The sequence below is a fragment of the Aerococcus sp. HMSC10H05 genome (genome assembly GCF_001806975.1).
In the GTDB taxonomy this organism is placed as follows: domain Bacteria; phylum Bacillota; class Bacilli; order Lactobacillales; family Aerococcaceae; genus Aerococcus; species Aerococcus viridans_B.
In genome coordinates, this window is sequence record NZ_KV786958.1 from 21,108 (window position 1) to 39,825 (window position 18,718).

17 protein-coding genes are annotated in these 18,718 nt (G+C 36.3%); 5 read left to right on the forward strand and 12 right to left on the reverse strand.

The window, feature by feature from the left end; translation table 11 throughout:
- Window positions 1-51: 51 nt before the first annotated feature.
- Window positions 52-1,362, forward strand: a complete 1,311-nt coding sequence (locus HMPREF3116_RS01975; RefSeq protein ID WP_070467354.1) for an alkaline phosphatase — start codon at window positions 52-54, stop codon at window positions 1,360-1,362.
- Window positions 1,363-1,413: 51 nt separating this feature from the next.
- On the opposite strand, the gene HMPREF3116_RS01980 is transcribed toward HMPREF3116_RS01975, so the two are convergent.
- From HMPREF3116_RS01980 to ytpR, 5 genes are all read right to left on the reverse strand, one after another.
- Complete coding sequence (locus HMPREF3116_RS01980) at window positions 1,414-2,316, reverse strand: UTP--glucose-1-phosphate uridylyltransferase (protein WP_070467356.1); 903 nt, start codon at window positions 2,314-2,316, stop codon at window positions 1,414-1,416.
- A 97-nt stretch (window positions 2,317-2,413) separates the two neighbouring features.
- Window positions 2,414-3,391, reverse strand: coding sequence for a magnesium transporter CorA family protein (locus HMPREF3116_RS01985; RefSeq protein WP_070467358.1), 978 nt, complete (start codon window positions 3,389-3,391; stop codon window positions 2,414-2,416).
- A gap of 82 nt (window positions 3,392-3,473) precedes the next feature.
- Window positions 3,474-4,817, reverse strand: a complete 1,344-nt coding sequence (gene murC / locus HMPREF3116_RS01990) for a UDP-N-acetylmuramate--L-alanine ligase (protein ID WP_070467360.1) — start codon at window positions 4,815-4,817, stop codon at window positions 3,474-3,476.
- Entirely contained in the window at window positions 4,810-5,673 is an 864-nt protein-coding gene (locus HMPREF3116_RS01995) for a hypothetical protein (RefSeq protein ID WP_246819018.1), read from the reverse strand. The genes murC and HMPREF3116_RS01995 overlap by 8 nt, the downstream gene beginning before the upstream one ends.
- 62 nt (window positions 5,674-5,735) lie before the next feature.
- A complete protein-coding gene (gene ytpR / locus HMPREF3116_RS02000) occupies window positions 5,736-6,371 on the reverse strand; it encodes a YtpR family tRNA-binding protein (protein ID WP_070467364.1) in 636 nt (211 codons plus the stop codon).
- A 332-nt stretch (window positions 6,372-6,703) separates the two neighbouring features.
- Here ytpR and HMPREF3116_RS02005 point away from each other — a divergent pair, with 332 nt between their 5' ends.
- Window positions 6,704-7,051: a hypothetical protein gene (locus HMPREF3116_RS02005; protein ID WP_070467366.1), complete on the forward strand. Its 348-nt coding sequence runs from the start codon at window positions 6,704-6,706 to the stop codon at window positions 7,049-7,051.
- A 198-nt stretch (window positions 7,052-7,249) separates the two neighbouring features.
- Here the strand turns inward: HMPREF3116_RS02005 and trmB are convergent, their stop codons facing one another.
- The 4 genes from trmB to HMPREF3116_RS02025 all read right to left on the reverse strand — a co-directional run bounded on the left by trmB (window position 7,250) and on the right by HMPREF3116_RS02025 (window position 10,918).
- Entirely contained in the window at window positions 7,250-7,891 is a 642-nt protein-coding gene (gene trmB / locus HMPREF3116_RS02010; protein ID WP_070467367.1) for a tRNA (guanosine(46)-N7)-methyltransferase TrmB, read from the reverse strand.
- 88 nt (window positions 7,892-7,979) lie between these two features.
- Window positions 7,980-8,798 (reverse strand): phosphotransferase family protein, encoded by an 819-nt coding sequence (locus tag HMPREF3116_RS02015; RefSeq protein ID WP_083272721.1) that lies wholly within the window; start codon window positions 8,796-8,798, stop codon window positions 7,980-7,982.
- Window positions 8,799-8,937: 139 nt separating this feature from the next.
- On the reverse strand, window positions 8,938-10,185 hold the full coding sequence (locus HMPREF3116_RS02020) for an ABC transporter permease (protein WP_083272722.1): 1,248 nt from the start codon (window positions 10,183-10,185) through the stop codon (window positions 8,938-8,940).
- Window positions 10,172-10,918, reverse strand: coding sequence for an ABC transporter ATP-binding protein (locus HMPREF3116_RS02025; RefSeq protein ID WP_070467372.1), 747 nt, complete (start codon window positions 10,916-10,918; stop codon window positions 10,172-10,174). Before HMPREF3116_RS02025 ends, HMPREF3116_RS02020 begins: the two co-directional genes overlap by 14 nt.
- 201 nt (window positions 10,919-11,119) lie before the next feature.
- Here HMPREF3116_RS02025 and HMPREF3116_RS02030 point away from each other — a divergent pair, with 201 nt between their 5' ends.
- The 3 genes from HMPREF3116_RS02030 (at window position 11,120) to HMPREF3116_RS02040 (ending at window position 13,142) form a co-directional block, all read left to right on the forward strand.
- On the forward strand, window positions 11,120-11,554 hold the full coding sequence (locus HMPREF3116_RS02030; RefSeq protein ID WP_070467374.1) for an HIT family protein: 435 nt from the start codon (window positions 11,120-11,122) through the stop codon (window positions 11,552-11,554).
- 2 nt (window positions 11,555-11,556) lie between these two features.
- Window positions 11,557-11,919 carry a YtxH domain-containing protein gene (locus HMPREF3116_RS02035; RefSeq protein ID WP_070467376.1) on the forward strand — a complete coding sequence of 121 codons (363 nt, stop codon included), beginning with the start codon at window positions 11,557-11,559 and terminating at the stop codon, window positions 11,917-11,919.
- Between the two features lie 116 nt (window positions 11,920-12,035).
- Window positions 12,036-13,142, forward strand: coding sequence for a peptidylprolyl isomerase (locus tag HMPREF3116_RS02040; RefSeq protein WP_070467377.1), 1,107 nt, complete (start codon window positions 12,036-12,038; stop codon window positions 13,140-13,142).
- A 304-nt stretch (window positions 13,143-13,446) separates the two neighbouring features.
- Here HMPREF3116_RS02040 and HMPREF3116_RS02045 read toward each other — a convergent pair whose 3' ends face one another.
- The 3 genes from HMPREF3116_RS02045 to HMPREF3116_RS02055 are packed head-to-tail and all read right to left on the reverse strand — an operon-like array spanning window position 13,447 to window position 18,517.
- Window positions 13,447-14,478 (reverse strand): 3'-5' exoribonuclease YhaM family protein, encoded by a 1,032-nt coding sequence (locus HMPREF3116_RS02045; RefSeq protein WP_070467379.1) that lies wholly within the window; start codon window positions 14,476-14,478, stop codon window positions 13,447-13,449.
- 11 nt (window positions 14,479-14,489) lie between these two features.
- The gene (locus HMPREF3116_RS02050) at window positions 14,490-17,237 is read right to left on the reverse strand and encodes an AAA family ATPase (RefSeq protein ID WP_070467381.1); all 2,748 of its coding nucleotides are present in this window, start codon (window positions 17,235-17,237) and stop codon (window positions 14,490-14,492) included.
- Between the two features lie 2 nt (window positions 17,238-17,239).
- Entirely contained in the window at window positions 17,240-18,517 is a 1,278-nt protein-coding gene (locus HMPREF3116_RS02055; protein WP_246819019.1) for a metallophosphoesterase family protein, read from the reverse strand.
- Between the last annotated feature and the right edge of the window lie 201 nt (window positions 18,518-18,718).

An 18,718-nucleotide genomic window follows, 5' to 3' on the forward strand; every position in this document is an offset into this window, starting at 1 on the left:
TCTTTAATTGGTATTTATTTGACAATGATTATGGAAAGGATGTAGCAACAAATGGTAGCTAGTAACGAAAATTTACCTCATCAACCCAAGAATATTATTTTCATGGTATCTGATGGGATGAGCGTTTCACTCGCATCAGCCTATCGAGAGTATTTACATCAAGATGTCGGCCACTTTCGAAAATCAAGCATCTTTAACAAATATTTGGTGGGCCAACAATCTACTTATTCCTTTGATCCTTGGGCGACAATTACAGATTCAGCAGCATCCTCCACTGCTATGGCTACAGGCGTTAAAACCATGAACGGTGTTATTGGGCTAGACAAACAAATGAATCGGGTAGATTCTGCTTTAGAGATCGCTAAAGCCAACAAAAAGAAAACAGGGATTGTAGTGACGGCTGAAATTAGCCATGCTACACCTGCTGGTTTTGCAGCTCATGTTGAAAGTCGCTTGGATTATTTTGATATTGCTGACCAATACCTTGATGATACCCTTGATGGTCAACAAAAGATTGACGTGATGCTTGGTGGTGGGCGTAATCATTTTATCCGACCAGACCGTAACTTAGCGCAAGAATTTGCCGATCTAGGTTATGACATCGTCCACACTAAACAGGAGTTATTTAATTCAAATAGCCCACAAGTACTGGGCCTTTTCTCAGAATTTGGGCTTCCAATGGCGATTGATCGATGGTCTAACGTAACGCCAAGTTTAGCTGAAATGGTCCACTCTGCTATTCGTCGTTTAGATACTGGTGATGACGGCTTCTTCTTAATGGTTGAAGGCAGTCAAATTGACTGGGCTGCCCACCATAAAGATATCGTTGGCATCATGAGTGAAATGGATGATTATGCTGATGCCTTCCAAGTAGCTATTGATTTTGCAAAACAAGATGGTAATACATTAGTTATCTCTACTTCAGACCATGCAACTGGTGGGATGACCATGGGGGCTAACAATATTGATTCATGGTTGCCAGAATTTATCCGAAATGTAAAGGCCACCCCTGAGCATATTGCCCAGCTAACACAAGAAACGAATGATTGGGTAGAAGTTATTAGGCATAATATCCAATTCGACCTATCTGCTACTGAACAAAATCAATTACGGTCAATTTACCATACATACGTCTATACTTACGAAGAAAAAGTAGGACGTTTAACACAAGCCATCCGTGATATTGTTGACCGCCGTTCAAATACAGGCTGGACAACTGGTAACCATACAGGTGAAGATGTGAATGTCTATGCTTACGGACCTGGATCTAACTACTTTAGCGGTTGGCATGAAAATACTGAAAATGGACAACTACTAAAAATATTAGCTGCTGGACTTCAGCCTGAAGAATATAATAGTTAAGAAAAATAAGCAGTAGCACCATTATTTCGGTGCTACTGCTTATTTAGGCATTTATTTTAAATTTGGAATAATATCATTTTTCAAGTATTCACGGAAACCGTCTGCTGTTTCTTCGTGACGTAAGGCGAATTGAATGCTGGCTTTAAGTAAACCTAATGGTTCCCCAACTTCATACCATTCACCTTGATAGTCATAAGCTTTTAAGTTATCTTCATTTGCAAGAGAGTTGATGGCATCTGTTAATTCAATTTCACCGGAAAATGCGTTCACTGGTATAGCTTCAATAGCATCAAAAATCTCAGGAGTTAAGATATAACGTCCCACTGCCGCTAATTTTTCTTCTGTTTCATTTTGTGGCTTCTCTTCAAACTTATCAATATGATAAATGCCTGCTTCACCATTCCCAGAAGTTGTCATAATCCCATATGCAGATGCTTCTGATGCTGGAACAGTTGCTCCTGCCACTAATATATTGCCATCTTCTAGATGTTCTTGATAGCATTCAATCAGCTGTTTAGATAAAGGGCGTTCTCCCTCTGCATTAACCATGATATCGTCACCCAAAAGTAATAAGAACGGTTCATCACCAACAAATGATTTAGCTTGGAAAATAGCATCTCCTAGTCCTTTTGGATAATGTTGACGTTTGAATTGGATATTCAATAGTGAAGTATCCTCAACCATCTTCAATAATTTATCTTTGTGTTTTTGTTTTAAGTTATCTTCTAAATCGAAGTTTGCATCAAAATGGTCTTCGACTGAACGTTTATTACGTCCAGTAATGATTAAAATCTCTTCAATACCACTTTCAATCGCTTCTTCTACAATAAATTGAATCGACGGTTTATCCAAGATTGGAATAATTTCTTTCGCCATTGCCTTAGTTGCTGGCAAAAAACGGGTGCCCAAACCAGCAGCTGGAATTACTGCTTTTTTAATCTTTTGCTTAGCCATAATAGCCTCCTTGATTATACTGTCTTCATATTAGCATAATTTAGCGACGACGCGATAGTTAAAACACTACTTTTCAAAAAATTTATAGCTTCTCGTATCATTTAAACAAATCCATTCTTTCGATAATCCAGTAAATAATCACTGATAAAATCACTGATCCTACTAAAATGATTGAAAAACCATGAATATTGTCCTCCAAGGGGAGTGCCACGTTCATTCCCCAAAGGCCTGCTGTAATAGTTGGTACCGTCATAATAATTGTAATGACAGTTAATCGTTTCATGACATCATTTAGATTGTTTGAAATGACATTTGATAACATATCATTTAATTTATTAACCACTAACATATCATTTTCAATCATTGTTTTAGCTTGATTCATTTCTATTTGTACTCTATTTAAGACCCGTTCATGGTAGCGGGTATCCTTTTCAATACGGGTGAAATACTGATTGATTTTATCCAATGTTTTCGCATTTTGATGAACAGCAGTAGAAAGATATACTAGTCCTTTATTTATATTAATTAAGGCATATGATACATTGTTCTTAGTAGAGTGACGTGCTTCTTCCTCAGCTTGTTTGATTAGTCCGTGTATATTAGTAACTGCATCAATATGCGCTTGAGCTACTTCATAAAACATATACATCACAAAGGCATATGAAGAAGTTAATGGAAAATCAGATGGAAAATTTAACCGTTGAATATCTAGCATAAACGGCACATTGGTATGGTTCATAAACGTCATTACGACATCTGTCCCCATTACAATCACTAATGGTGCTGTACGATAAGTATTTTCACTAATCACTTCATGACCGTATGGATACTGAATGATGATATAGGTAAATAACTCTCCCGCTTCATTACGGTAATACTCAATCCAAGAAGTTTCAAACTGGTCATAAATATATTCGCCAAAATGAACTGGTAAATGATAGTCTTCTAGCACTTTCCTAACTTCTACTTTATCTGGATTTTCATAATGTAACCAGGTTAAAGCGTTGACATCATTCGCTAAAACATCTTGAAATCGTTCTTCTTGGTCAAATTGTAAAATTTTTCGATAAACCATTTTTCGTTCCACCACCTTATATATCATCCCAAGCAATTTACAAAAAGGCCAGCACAAAGCCGACCTTTCTAATTATTATATTTTAGTGAATTGTTGATTGGCTATCTGCCAAAAGCTCTTCATATGCATAAGCAAATTTCATAATATCGCCAGCCCCCATAAAGATCATGACAGCATCGTCATAGTCTAATAATGGCGATACATTCTCCAACGGCAATACTTCAACAGGCTTAGTCACTTTATTTGCTAAGTCAGTAACAGATACTTGTTTATTATCTTTCTCACGGGCAGAAGCAAAAATTTCACATAAATAAACATCATCTGATAAATCCAAAGCACCTGCAAATTCATCCATTAGTGCAATTGTACGACTAAATGTATGTGGTTGGAAAACAGAAATAATTTTTTTATTTGGATATTTTTGACGAGCAGCGTTAATTGTCGCTTTAATTTCTGACGGATGGTGTGCATAGTCATCAATTAAAGTCATATCACCAATTTTCTTTTCTGAGAAACGACGTTTTACACCACCAAAAGTCCGTAATTCTTCAGCAACCCGATCAGCTGGGAAATTTTCAAAATAGCAAAAACCAATCACTGATAAAGCATTCATCACATTATGTTCACCAAATGTTGGAATATCAAAATGACCATAATATTCACCCATCACATGCACATCGAAATGAGAACCGTCAGTCGCTAAATCAACATTGGAAGCAACGATATGGTTATCGCCACCTTCAAGACCGTAATACCAAACCTCTAAATCAGATTGATCTGCAAATTGGCGAAGGTAAGCATCACCACCGTATGCAATTACCTTTTTCTTCACTTGGTGTGCAAAAGTAGTATTAGCTGCGAATACTTGATCGATATTTTCATAATAGTCTGGATGGTCAAAATCAATATTCGTAAAGATCGCGTAATCTGGATAGTAAGCTAAGAAGTGTTTACGATATTCATCTGCTTCTAATACAAAGTATTCAGCATCCTCTTGCCCTGCACCAGTACCATCGCCGATTAAGAAATTTGTAGGGTGTAAACCTCGCATCACATGTGCCATCAAACCAGTAGTAGATGTTTTCCCGTGGGAACCCGTAATCGCCACACTCGTATAATCTTTAATTAATTCTCCAAGGAAGAAATGGTAACGCATCACATCGAGACCGAGTTCTTTAGCACGGACAACTTCGGGATGGTCATCACCAAAAGCATTACCACAAATCACAAACATTCCTGGTTGAATATTATCAGCATTAAAAGGTAATAATTCAATTCCTGCTTTTTCTAGACCTCGTTGGGTAAAGAAATAAGTTTCTTGGTCAGAACCTTGAACTTTATAACCCATATTGTGCAAGATTAAGGCCAAGGCACTCATACCTGAACCCTTAATCCCAGTGAAGTGATACGTTAATTCTTTATTCATTCTCGTTTAAATCTCCATTTCCTCGATTAGACTTTGCTTGTTTATTTCTTAAATATGGGGTATTTTCTGACTGATCTTTCCCTGGAAAATAAGAATAATGTCCTGACTTTGCTTGTTTTCCAGGCTGGTGAAAGCTAACCCCTGGTTCATCTGCCATAATACTTTTTAAACCTCGGTTTAAATGTCCACGTTTGGGCATAGTTTTTCTTTCAGTTGATGCTTCTGAAATCGGCATTGTTTGTCGCTTCTCTTGAAATCCTTTAGGTTCAGAAATAGCTTCTTCAAAATGAAATTGGCTTCTCCCTTTAGATCGGGCAATTTTAGCATCCTGACGACTACTCGTCCAATTTGACGGCAATTCACTAGGTTGAAAAGGTCTACGGAACTGATAATCCTGATACTCCTGCAACTCTTGACGTAACCGATCTAACTTTTGTTGACGCTTGTTGTCAACATTCACTGCCTTAAATACTTCTTGATCAGCTGAATCATTAGCTAATCTTGTTTTTGAAGAGTCTTGCCGGCCATAGTTAAAATGCCCATATGACGACTGATGGCGTTGTTTGTGATCTTGCCCGGATCGATAGTAAGCCATCTGTTGGGGGTCTTGATTTTCTCTATTCGCATCGTATGCCTTTTTAGGCGGGATTTGTCTTCTAGAAGATGCATCTTCCCCTTGGTTATACCAGTTCATGTAGTTGGGGAAAGTAATTGGATTGTTATTTTTCTCATGTAACAAAGCATTATTCTCCTTATAATAAAATGGCACAAAATGCTCAAGCTGATTATTCGTTCTCTCTTCTATTCGCTGCCATTTGTCCTTAGAATGTCTCAGTTTGTCATGCTCTTGACGCAACTACTCACCCCCAACACTTTACATGTATTATTTATTTATTTATGAGGTTACTTAATATCTCATTAGGCATCAACGAAATGCTCACTATTAATTTTATCAAATGATGTCCCAACTGGCACGTCATTTTTAATTTCTAGGATACCTTTTCGTTCATGTTCAGGATCAACGCCTAATTCAAATGCAGAAGTTAACATACCGTAACTTGGAACGCCGCGCAATTCACCTTCCCAGATGACTTGTCCATTTGGCATGACAGCACCCGGTAAGGCTGCTACAACAAACATTCCTTCACGGACATTAGCTGCACCACAAACGATTTGTACAACTTCATCCGGCCCAATTTTTGTTTGGGTGATATGTAAGTGGTCAGAACCTTCTAAATCTTTCACCTCTAATACTTCAGCCACAACTAGACGTGGATTATCATTGAAAGGAATGGTATCAAAACCTTGCTCATAAAGCGATTGGTTGATTAAATCTAGTTGTGTTTGACTTAAGTGTACTCGTCCCTTTCCTTCGATTGATATTAGTTTAGAAATATTTTGAATGTTGTAACCCATGGTTTCTTTTGATTCACTATTATAAATACGCGTTACATCGCCAACAGTTGAAGTTGCAATACGATTTCTCGCTAATGTGCCTTTTGAAAACATGATCACGTCACCGACGCCATCTCGGTTATATATACTAATCCACATATTTGTTAAAATCTCCTTCATATATCCATTTTAATATAGGATTAAATAAAACTTACGACAGTAACCAATAAAAAAGCCTAGTCATCAACTAGACTGGTAATGTCCTATTAAAAAGTATCATATTCCACTAAATTATATACTCATAGTAATAAAAGTGCAAATATTAATAAAGAGGCTCAAATCATACCATTTATACAGCCTCAATTTTCACAATCCCATTATCCTAGTAGGTCAAACTATATTTTGTTAACTATGATTGTTATAATACATATATCATCACTTATCGAAATAGTATTACTTATTCAACCTTCAGACAATAAAGGAGCGATTATATGTCTAATCAATACGAACTGCAAAATAAACGTAACGATATCCTATTAGCTAGCTTCCTATTTGGTTGCGGTTTAGTTATCGGTGGTGTTGTAGGTGCTTTAGTATCTGACCACTCTAAAAAAGTGGATGGTAATGATGTCCTAAAAAAAGCGAAAGCCTTATTCACTGACCCAGGTACCATTGAAGGTTCTTGGATTGAATTACAACCAATCGAAGCAGAACGCTTTGGGCAAAAACAAGAAGTTTTCTACGGTGGGATTTCACGAACCGAAGACAATGAATTGGTTCAATATGAATTTATGGCTGATCCAAAAACAGGTAACTTTTTAGACTTTTATAAGTTATAAGAGTTATCGCATATAAATAAGGGGATGTGACGTAAAGGTCACATCCTCTTTTTGTTATCTTATAATCGTAATGATATTTGGCTTCTTCTAGTAGATTGACCTATTATATATCACTACATTTTGATTACTTTGCTAAAAAGTCAGCATTACTTGATTTTTGTCCAACTTATCTATTCTAAGCGGCATTAGCACATCGTTTTATTTGAATTTTGCTAGCATATAGTTAATTCTAAAACCTCGGGCTGAGAATTTCTCTTCGTACTCTGTTTGTACATTACCTTCGATATCTGACTCATGCAGGTTCAATGAAATTTCTAAGAAATCCATCCCATATTGAGACATTGAGGTGAGTGAATATTCAAATAAACCTTGATTATCCGTTTTAAATTGCAATAATCCATCTGTTTTTAATACATGTTTATATTGGTCTAAGAATGTTTTAAAAGTTAAGCGACGTTTAGCGTGCCGTGCTTTTGGCCAAGGATCAGAGAAATTTAAGTATAATTTAGTAACTTCTCCATCTTCAAAATAATTAGATAGTTCAAGGGCATTCCCTAAAATAAAGCGTAAATTCGGAAGTATTTCACCTTTTAAAGCTTTCTCCATTGCCATCACTAAAACTGACTCTTGCAGTTCAAGACCAATGAAATTAATGTCTGGATGACGGCGTGCCATTTCAATAATAAACTGTCCTTTTCCAGTCCCCACCTCTAAGTGAATAGGATGGTCATTATTAAATTCTGCTTGCCATTTTCCTTGCATCGTTTCTGGTTCTAAAATGACATATTCTCTATGATTTGCCATAGCATCTTTTGCCCATGGCTTATTTCTTACACGCATATTTTCCTCCTCATCAAAACTATCTAGTATGATTCATTCCAATAAAAAAGACCGGAAGGCCCGGTCCCTTTCAGTTGACTGACACTTGTTACATTTCTCCTACTTGCTGTAGGTAGCGGTTATTATATATATGTTTTAATTTTAATATCTTATGGTTCATGGCCATCATCCGGTTCTCTTGATAATCTTTTTTGATCATATTCAGGAGATTTAACATGGAGTACCATTCAATACGTTGATAAATATCATACGTAATACGTAATCCATATAAATCAAACCAAGCATCCCAATTTTTAAAGTCAACATATTGTACCAATAACTGGCTGATATCTAATATTGGATCAGCAATTTTAACCATTTCCCAGTCTACTAGATACAATTGGTTATCCTCAGCACGAATAAAATTACGACGGTTTAAGTCCCCATGACATACCGTTTTGCGTGCACCATCAACTAAATGACGCGTGTCCCACAAACAATTCTCCACACAAGTTAAGAAGTGGTGGTTACGTAATTCTTTTGATAGATTACTTTGATAATCTTGTAAAAAACGTTCTGGTTCATAAACATCACCATCAATTTTCACTAACATATTGTATAGATTATCTGAATGGTGATAACGATACATCAATTTTACAACGGGCAATTGGGCTACTTCAAAATGTGATAAGACATTACCATAAACCCAATCCTGGGCCGTCATAATATCCCCACTACTTTCGCGCTTAGTCCATTTCAACTTGGGTGCAAAACCTTCCATTGACAAGATCGTTAATAAAGGTGAAGAATTTCGTTTTAGAAATACACGTTCATCGTTGGCATCATTATAGCCAACATAAGCTTGGCCAGTATCGCCTCCAATAGGTTCAAGAATCCACTCACGATCAAATTTGTATTCCAAAACCATTCCTCCTCTCGTTTACCCAAGTCATAAAACTTCACTGTATAAATGAAAAAAGTGAGCAGCGACTCCCTTTTGAGATGCTTACTCCTTTTTTCTTAAGTACTAGTTATTTTAGTTGGAAATCCTTACTTAGTCAACTAACTTAGCGTATTCTAACCTTTTTTTCTTTCTTACGCATAAAGCGCGCTAGATAAAAATAAACGAAGAATAACCCGAGTATAATGGTTGAAAGTAATAATGTGCCAGTAAAAATCCAGTCATGTGTAAATATGCTTGCAATTAAAAATAATACAATTTGCGTACAAATTGGTTGCATCATCATTTGTTTAAATCCAGTAAGTTGTGAACTTTGATTAATTGGATAGACCTGTAATAAAATATGTTGGTTTATTTTCTTAGCCATCGGTAAAATTTGAAAATGGCTAAAGTATTGAACTAGTAATAACACTAGTATATTCAACCAGTGATTATTTGTGACAAATATCAAATATAATATCCCTATCAAAGTCATACGGGACCATAGAGGGAAATAATCACTTGACCGCCAAAAAGCTCGACTATACAGATAAGCATATGGATTATCACTACGATTCATTATTTTAATTAGTCCGTCTAGATGCTTGCGACGTTTACTAGATACAGCATCTTGAGGCATATTGACAAATAAGGCTAAGCCACGTTTAATCTGTTGCTGGCGATTTTGTTCCATAGAAACAAGCTTATGCCAATGCCAGCCCTTCTTTTCCTCTGAGAAAGGCTGAATACCAGTAAAATGAACTACAATCAAATATACTAAAGCGATAGCTAAACAAAGATAGGGCGTAACATAAGAAGCTAAAAGTACTGTTATAAATAACACAAAATAAAGCATTACTAGATGAAATTGAATCAAACGCTGATTTGTATAACGCCAACTTTCAAGAATAATACTTAGATGTGCTGACTTAAAACAAATAAGAATGACCGCTAACACCAGCAATTCAACAATTGAATACCCCGCCATCATTACCAATAACGGGTATGAGCCAGCCACCAATAAAATGGTGATAATACTTGGTAATAATAACGAGTGGTTTAAAGCTGAGCGAAACCACCCATTAAATTTAGATTCCATAGGTAATAGAAAGACCAAGTCACTAGCAATAATATGAGAAGCAACACTAGTGAAGAGAAGGCCCACTGTCATGATCAAAGCCCAAAGTAAGTGTACCCAAATACCGACCAAACCTTGAGATAATGTGGATAACCAATTTGAGTATTGATAAGCTAAAGCCCCAAATAAAAAGAAAAGCACAATAACAGCGTGGTCATTAAAAATATACTTCGCATTTTTTAAAAATAAATGATAACTCGCTTCTCGGCGCTTATGATAGATATCAAGCAGATGCATGGTCATCTGCCCCCTTTGCTAATCGCAAATACAAATCATCTAACGTTGCTTTTGGCATTTGATATTGTTGACGAATTTCATCTAGTGTTCCAGCTGCTACTAATTCCCCATCCGCTAAGAATAAGAAACGGTCACAATACTGTTCAGCTGTTGCTAAAACATGCGTAGTCATTAATACCGAAGCACCATCTTCTCGTTTCGCCTTTAGTAGGTCTATAAAATCATGAATAGCCATCGGATCTAATCCAAGAAAAGGCTCATCTATTACATATAATGAGGTATCTACTAAGAAAGCACAAACAATCATTACCTTCTGCTTCATCCCTTTTGAAAAGTATATAGGTAACCAATCTAGCCTTTTATCCAAACGGAAATTTTCTAGTAACGGTTGCGCATTCTTTAGCGCCTCTTCCTTACTTAATCCATAAGCCATCCCAGTTAATTCAATATGCTCTCTTAGCGTTAACGTTTCATATAATACTGGCATTTCAGGAATATAAGTGAAGGCTTGACGATACACATCAGCATCGTCTGTTAATTGATGGCCATCAATTGAAATTTCGCCCTTCATTGGCCGCATCAAACCAATAATATGCTTAATAATGGTTGATTTACCAGCACCATTTAATCCGATGAGACCCACAATTTCACTTGATTGAATATTAAAATCAATATCTTTTAAAACAGGTTGACTTGAATAGCCTCCTGTAAGTCCTTTAACTGTTAATGTCATTAAGTTCATCCCTTTTAATTCACTTTGTCTTTAAATGTCGAATAGATCAATTCCAATTTAGCATAGCACTGAAATTGTTCCCTTCCCATCATTTATGTTAAAATTAATATAATTATAGCCTTTAATTTACCATTATTTATAAATAAATGCGATGAATTATTATGGCGAAAGTTAGCCTATTATTGAAAGCGAGGACTATTCATGGATAATTGTATATTCTGTAAAATTGCAAACGGCGAAATCCCAACAAATAAGGTCTACGAAGACGAAGTAGTTATGGCCTTCCTAGATATGAGCCAAGTGACAAAAGGTCATACCTTACTTGTACCTAAGAAACACATTCAAGACATCTTTGGTTATTCTTCAAATGATGCTGGCGCTGTCTTTAAACGGATTCCTTTAATTGCGAATGCCCTAAAAGATGCCTACCCAGATATGCAAGGTTTAAATATTTTAAATAATAATGGTGAGATGGCTTATCAATCTGTATTCCACTCACATGTCCATCTAATTCCTAGATACAACGGAGAAAAAGATGGTTTCGGCTTAAAATGGGAACCAGCTGAAGAAGGCACATACTCAGACAAAGACTTAAGTAATATTGCCAAGACTATCAACCAACAAATCGAGGGATAATAATGAAAAAATTTATAACTGGTCTCCTATTTGGTGCTGTTGCAGGTGCGGGCTATGCCTTATTAAAAACACCTCATTCTGGTACAGAAAATAGAGAGCGTTTAAAGAATTATTTTGACGATGTCACTTATGCAGCCAATGATTTAACTGGTTCAATCGCACAAGCTCAAAATGCAGTAACAGATTTAGCCCAACAAGGATTATCCTCAGCGAAAATTGCTCGCGATGAAATTACCTTTGCGCTGAACGATTTCAATCAATCTACTGCACCACAAATTTCTGAAATCCAACAACAAGTGGCAAAATTACAGCATGACTTATCTGCCGCTGACATTCGTTCAAACGATGAGCATACGAATGATTAATCTAGCATTAAATATGAAGTTTTCTTGATTAATCTTCTGAATCATTGTGTATTGCTTTTTTGATATGCTATATTAAGACTTGTATTATGAAGTTTTGACAGGAGTGAATCAAGAAAATGATGATTAGTAAGAAATTCAAACTTACTTCAATTGCCTTATTAAGTACTTTTGCCCTTGCAGCATGCTCAACTGGTTCAGGTGACGGTTCAAGCGCTGTTGCAACTGGTGATGGTGTAGAAGTGACCAACGAAGAATTACAAGCAGAATTAAAATCAACATACGGTAATACCGTATTACAAGAATTGATTATGGAAGAAGTTTTTGTTAATGAAGTCGGTGAAGATCGCGCTAAAGAATTGACCGAAGAAGCAACAACTGAAGTTGAAGCCCTTATCGCTAATTATGGTGGAGAAGATGCTTTCAATTCTGTTTTAGCATCATCTGGTTTCTCTGACCGTGAGGACTACGAACATCAAGTATACTACTATAAGCTAATGAGTGAATCAGTAGCTAAATATATCGATATCACCGATGAAGAAATTCAAACCGCTTATGATGAGTATACTCCACCATTCACAGTTTCACATATCTTAGTTGAAGATGAGGAAACAGCGAAAGACTTGATTGCACAATTAGATGACGGTGCAGACTTTGCGGAATTAGCAAAAGAAAACTCAACCGATACTGCAACTGCTGAAAAGGGCGGTTCTCTGGGTGAAGTAGATGCAGACTCTGGTTTAGATGAGACATTCTATGCTGCAGCTGAAGAATTAGCGGAAGACGAATATACAACTACACCAGTTGAAACAAGCTTTGGTTACCACATCATTAAAATGGACGAAAAACCTGAAAAAGGTAGTTTAGAAGAAGAAAAAGATAAATTAAAAGAATCAATTACTGCTGATAAATTAACAGATTCTACATTAGTTGCCGGTATCGTTTCTGATATTCTAAAAGCGCACAATGTCGATATTAAAGATAAGGACTTAAAGACAGCTTTAGATGATGTAATCATCTCAGATGAAGAGCAAGAATCTATGGATGCTGAAGCTGAGTCTGCTGCTGCTGAAAGTGAATCTGCGGCTAGCGAATCTGCAGCATCAAGCGATGATGCCTCTGAATCTACAGAATCTTCTAGCGAATCCTCTTCTGAAGAATCTTCAACTGAATCTTCTGCCTCATCAGAAGCAAGTTCTAGTGAATCGGAATCTTCTGCTGAATAAACGAATGAATATACCTAAATGAAAAGCCATCCGAATTCGGATGGCTTTTTTGATCTGTTCTTTTACTATAAGTTGTTATGGCGCTACAATATATAGGACTGATGACTAAAAAAGGCATTGGTCCAATTTTTTTCGCAAAAAAACGAGGATTCCATTATCATTAAGTTAACGACAACTAATAGATAGGAAATCCTCGCATGAATATTTTTATCAAAATTACCCTACAATTGAGAGATAAAAATATGATCTTCGATACTGAAAAACTAGTTGAAGAAAAGAAATTTAAAAATAGATTATCACCATTTTATTCAAAAAATGGTAAATCTTTGTCTGTTTCTTCCAATATTTGACTAGCATCATCATTTTCTTGGTCCATCAATACTTCAGTCTGGCCTTTTGGTTTGTAAAATGCTCGGTTATCCATGCCAAAAATACGTGCTGAGAATTCACCAGGCGCCGTATGATCTAAAGCAGTGGTCATCATTTGAATAGAAGCATCTAAATCATCTAAATGATGCAGTATTTCAGCTTCTAATAGATGTGGTGACACCGGACTCCCCCACTCTTGTTTACCATGATGTGCCAATACCATATGTTTTAATAAGACAACGTCTTCACTGTATTGATCAAACCCTAGTTTATCAACAGCGAGCGTGATCATCTCATCCACGATTGAAATATGTCCAATCAAGTTACCTTCTACACTATATTCAGTAGACATAGGATCTGTGAATTCAACTGTTTTACCAATATCATGGATGATTACACCAGCATATAGTAAATCCTTATTGATATTATCATATTGATTTGCTACTGATTGCGCCAACCGTAACATAGATATGGTATGAAAGCCCAGTCCACCTACGTACGCATGGTGGTTTTTTTTAGCTGCTGGATAAGTAAAGAAATCCCAGGATACTTCACGTAATAAATAACGAACAATCGCATCAATTGTAGTATTTTCAATACTCTCGACAGTAGCCAATACTTCATTGACCATTTCCTGTCTAGTCATTGGACCGCGTTCAACGTAATCTGAAGGATCATTAGGTTCAGAATCGTTGGCTAAGCGTAAGCTGTTAATTCGAACTTGTGGTTTACCATTGTAAAGTTCTCTTTTACCGGCTAAGGCCACTACTTGACCAGATGTATATTGTTCAATATCTTGTTCAGTCGCTCCCCAGAATTTGCCTTCGATTGAGCCAGACCGGTCTTGGAAAGTGAAAGATATGTATTTTTTTCCATTCCGGTCTTCTCGTACTTCAGCTACTTTAATCAATACATAGATATTAAAGTTTTGATCTAGCGCTACGTCAAAAATTTGTAAATTGTCCATCTCTTTCCTTTCTACAGCACATGTTGCGCTGGTGCTTCTACAAGATCTAATAAGGTATCATCTACCGTAAAGAATATAATTTGGTGTGAAGACGCAAATTTTTGTAGGAAGCGGTAAATATTTGCTCGGTATTTTCTGTCTAAATGTGAAAATGCTTCATCTATAATAATTGGCAATTCAATATTACCAAGCTGTGCATCTATAAAGGCAAAACGCATAGCTACAAATAACAAAGCTTTTTCACCGCGAGACAATTGATTCACCGACATTTCAGCATCATCAGCTAGACGGACTGACATGCCCTCTTCACCAAATGTTAAACTGGTAAAGCGACTATCAGATAGGTCAAGCAAGAATCGAGAAGCATTTGTGAGTACACGTTCTTTAACATCAGATGATTCACCTACAGTAGCTTTTTCAAAAGTTGCAATGGCTAGTTTGTTAGCTGCCCATTCAACAGACAACTGATAAGCTTCATCAATTAGTGCTTGATAGGCTTGCAGTAAATCTGGTGCCATACCTTCATTTGCAATTTCTTGAATTTGACTACGTTTATCAGCGGTTGACTGTGTTAACTCAGCAATTTCTTCTTCCATATTCGTAATTTCTGTTCGTAAGTCTGTTAATTGTTGACTAACAGAACGATCTTGTTGTAAGTAAACGGCTAAGTCTAAATCTAAATGATTAGCTAAAATATCATGACGATTTTGTTTCTGTTTCATTTTCTTTTGTTGGTCAATAGCAGCTAATAATTCTTCACCTGATGGGTAGTTATATTGGTCAAGAATGCGCTCTTGGTCCGCTCTAATAGCAGACAATTCTGCCTGTAATTGTTGACGTCTATTGGCACGACTTTGTTCTTCATACGATGCATAGTCCTGGTCTGCTTGCTGACGCCTTAAAGCTAGATAATCATCTTCAAATTGTTGGAAGTAAATATCTTCACTTAACTCACCTTCTGCTAATGTTGCAGCATAATCTGCCCATTGCTGTTCATGGGCTTTGCCGAAACTAGAAACACCTAGGGTCATTTCTAATTGTTGAATCTTATGGTCTAAATTAAAAATTTCATCAACATAAGTATCTTCCAACCATACTTGAGAGGATATATTTGAAGATCCACCTTTTTCAGCTAATAGTTTATCTAATTCGGTGACAATGTCTGTCGACTCTGCAGATAAGTTGGCCAATTGTTCTTCTTGAATTTCTTTGTTACGTTGAACTTCATTTAGTTCAGATTGGATATCTTGTAAGTCTAAATCATAAGCTTCTACTTTATTTTCATATTGTGTTAATTTAGCATTTTGGACCACCATACCAATAATCAAAATAAAAATACCTACAATAGTAGCTGCTACTCCTGCACCGAAAAAGAAAGTAAGTGAGCTTACAAAATAGCCGACTAATAAGATAATTCCTATACCTGTAAGTACACCACCAAGTAAACGAATCCACCGGTCATTTTGGCGACCATTTGCTTCAAGCTCTTCCAGCTCATAAGATAATTGTGTATATTCATCTTCAAGTGATTGCGCTTTTTCTGCTAAATTATTCATATCACTTTGGCTATGATTATAGAAAACACGTTTATTTTCTAACGTTTTATATCTTTGTTGCCAATAAGCTCTTTCCTCAGCAGTTAATTCATCTGGCAACTCTGACATGTCTTCTGCCCCAAGTAAGGACATTAATCGCTGTTTTTCATAGCGGCGTTCAATCAATTCATGACTGAATTCTTCATTTTGACGCATTCTATCTCTAAAAGCACGTGCTTCAACAACCATTTGTTCACTGATATTAGGATGGTTAACAATCCAATTCATACCTGCTGAATGACCACTAGTACTTTCATCAGCAATCAACTGACTCTCAGTTTCATCGGTTAGCTCAGCTAATTGTTGGTCAATGTGTTGGCTTTGATTTTCGTATTGTAACCACTTATTAGCTAATTCAGGTTCGAATTCAATAAAGTTAAAATGCTTAAGTTCATCATGTAATTGAAGATATTCATTCATAGATGTTGACTGTTGATTAGCGAGCTCTAACTGTATTTCGCCACTAGTTGCATCCTTCAAGTTGGTTTGTAAACGATTAAGTCTGCTAGTTTCTTGTTCATAAGCTTGGCGTAGATCAAAGTAATCTTCTTCTTTATCTTGTGCTTTGTTCAGACGACCTTCTGCTGCTTCAATCTCTTGAATCTTTTGGTTAAGTAATGGCTTCTTTCCATTGGGTTTAAAGATTTCATCAGCATCTTTACGCATACTCGGCGTAATATCTGTTAATACTTGGCGTCCTGACATTCCAATTGACATCAAGCTTTTAGCAAAGTCTTCTTCATCATCCCAAACAAAATCCATTAAGTCGTCTTCAGAAAAGCCAAAATAAGCAAGATAATCAGATTTACTTAAATCATTCCACAAAAATGAAACGTCATTTGCAACTTGTTTTTCACCTTCATTAATCGTATAAGTTAATTTTTGTTTGCCATTGGTTTTTGTCCGTTCAATCATGACATCGCCATATTTGGTATTGGTTAAGTATAAACGGCCACCGTATTTCACATTATCATTCGTATCATAATTTCTCGCATTCTTTCGGCGCGTATTTGGAAAGCCAAACATGACACTTAATAAAAATGACATGAGGGTAGTTTTTCCCGAACCATTTAAACCAGAAAAAACATTTAAATTAGGGGTGAGCTGGAAGGATTGGTCCACCCATTTTCCATACCCAAATATTTCAAATCGTTGAATATGCATGGCTAAAATCTCCTTTGTTCCTGGCTATAACTTGCTTGTTCCACAATAATTTTTTCTTTTGCCTTGGCTAATATATCAGCTTTAAATTGATCTTGATCGATTGTAGCGCCAATCAAGCGTTGCCATTGTCCATTCTTTCCAAGGTCTTCAATTACTTTTTGATATTGCTCTGTATCAGAAACTATATTTTCAAAAGCTTGTTTCATACTTTCGTTAAAGACTGGTGACGGTGACCACACAGCTAGATCTTTCACCTCAACATTAAGTGAAACAAGATAAACTTTTTGCTCACGATTGGCATTTTGATTCCTTAACGACCATTGCAATTGCTCCAATAGTTCGTCAGCATAGGTATTCCACCAGTATAATGCTTCTTCATCACCATCAGTCATAAAGGTCAAACGAGAAATGACATTTACTGCTTCATCTTTCGCATACATAATATGGTCATGTAGCGCCGTTTCAATTGTGCTTCTTAAAGTATCTAGGCTATTTATTGGACCTAAGTCACGTGTTGAATGTTGGAATTGCCATTCCGCCGTTTCAACAAATTCTAATTCAGCTGGCTGTCCTTTACTTAAGTTAACGATTAAGGCACCTTTAGGCCCATCTTCTTTGAAACTAGTGCCTTGAATATTTCCTGGATAAACGATAGCCGGTTGTTCATATATGACTTGGCCTTTATGGATATGTCCTAAGGCCCAATAATCATAACCGTGACTGGCTAATTGACTTGGATTAAATGGTGCATAGCGTTTTTGACCATCAGTAGTTGAGTTATCACCATGAAGCATCCCAATATGATAATCCACTAATGCATCACGGTTTGGATAGTTTTCTGATTGGTCTTCAAAAATCCATTGTTGATCATAAGAAAAGCCAGTAATAGCAACGCTCTCTCCTGTTGGAGTAGATAAGTATTTGGTTTCTGGTTCAGGTCCAAAAATATAGACATTTTTTGGTAATTTTAGGCGATGGTCAGCGTCAGCATCAAAATCATGGTTTCCATAAATCATATAAACAGGAATATCCGCATCAGCTAACCGTTGCATACCACTCAAAAAAGCAAATTGTGCGCGCAAAGTCGCCCGTGCACCGTGGTAAATATCACCGGCTATTAAGAAAAAGTCTACTTGTTCATTAATTGCTGTTTGAATAAGGTTATCGAATGAATTTAATGTTGCTTCTGATAAGGCATATTGCAAGTAATCGTCTTTGATTGGTAAATTTTTAAAGGTCTGGTCTAAATGCAAATCTGCTGTATGTATAAATCTCACCATATTGATTACTCCGTTCATAAATTTATTGGCATTTTCCTTAAAAACTGTTAGATTGCCTTATTTTCATTTTAACATACAGAAGTCAAACTTGTGAAAGATGACGCCGTCTTAAGGTTTTTTAAAGATGTTTTAAACTGATTTAAAATTGGAAAATAATGATAAAAAAGGACTCTACAATATATAGGACTGATGACTAAAAAA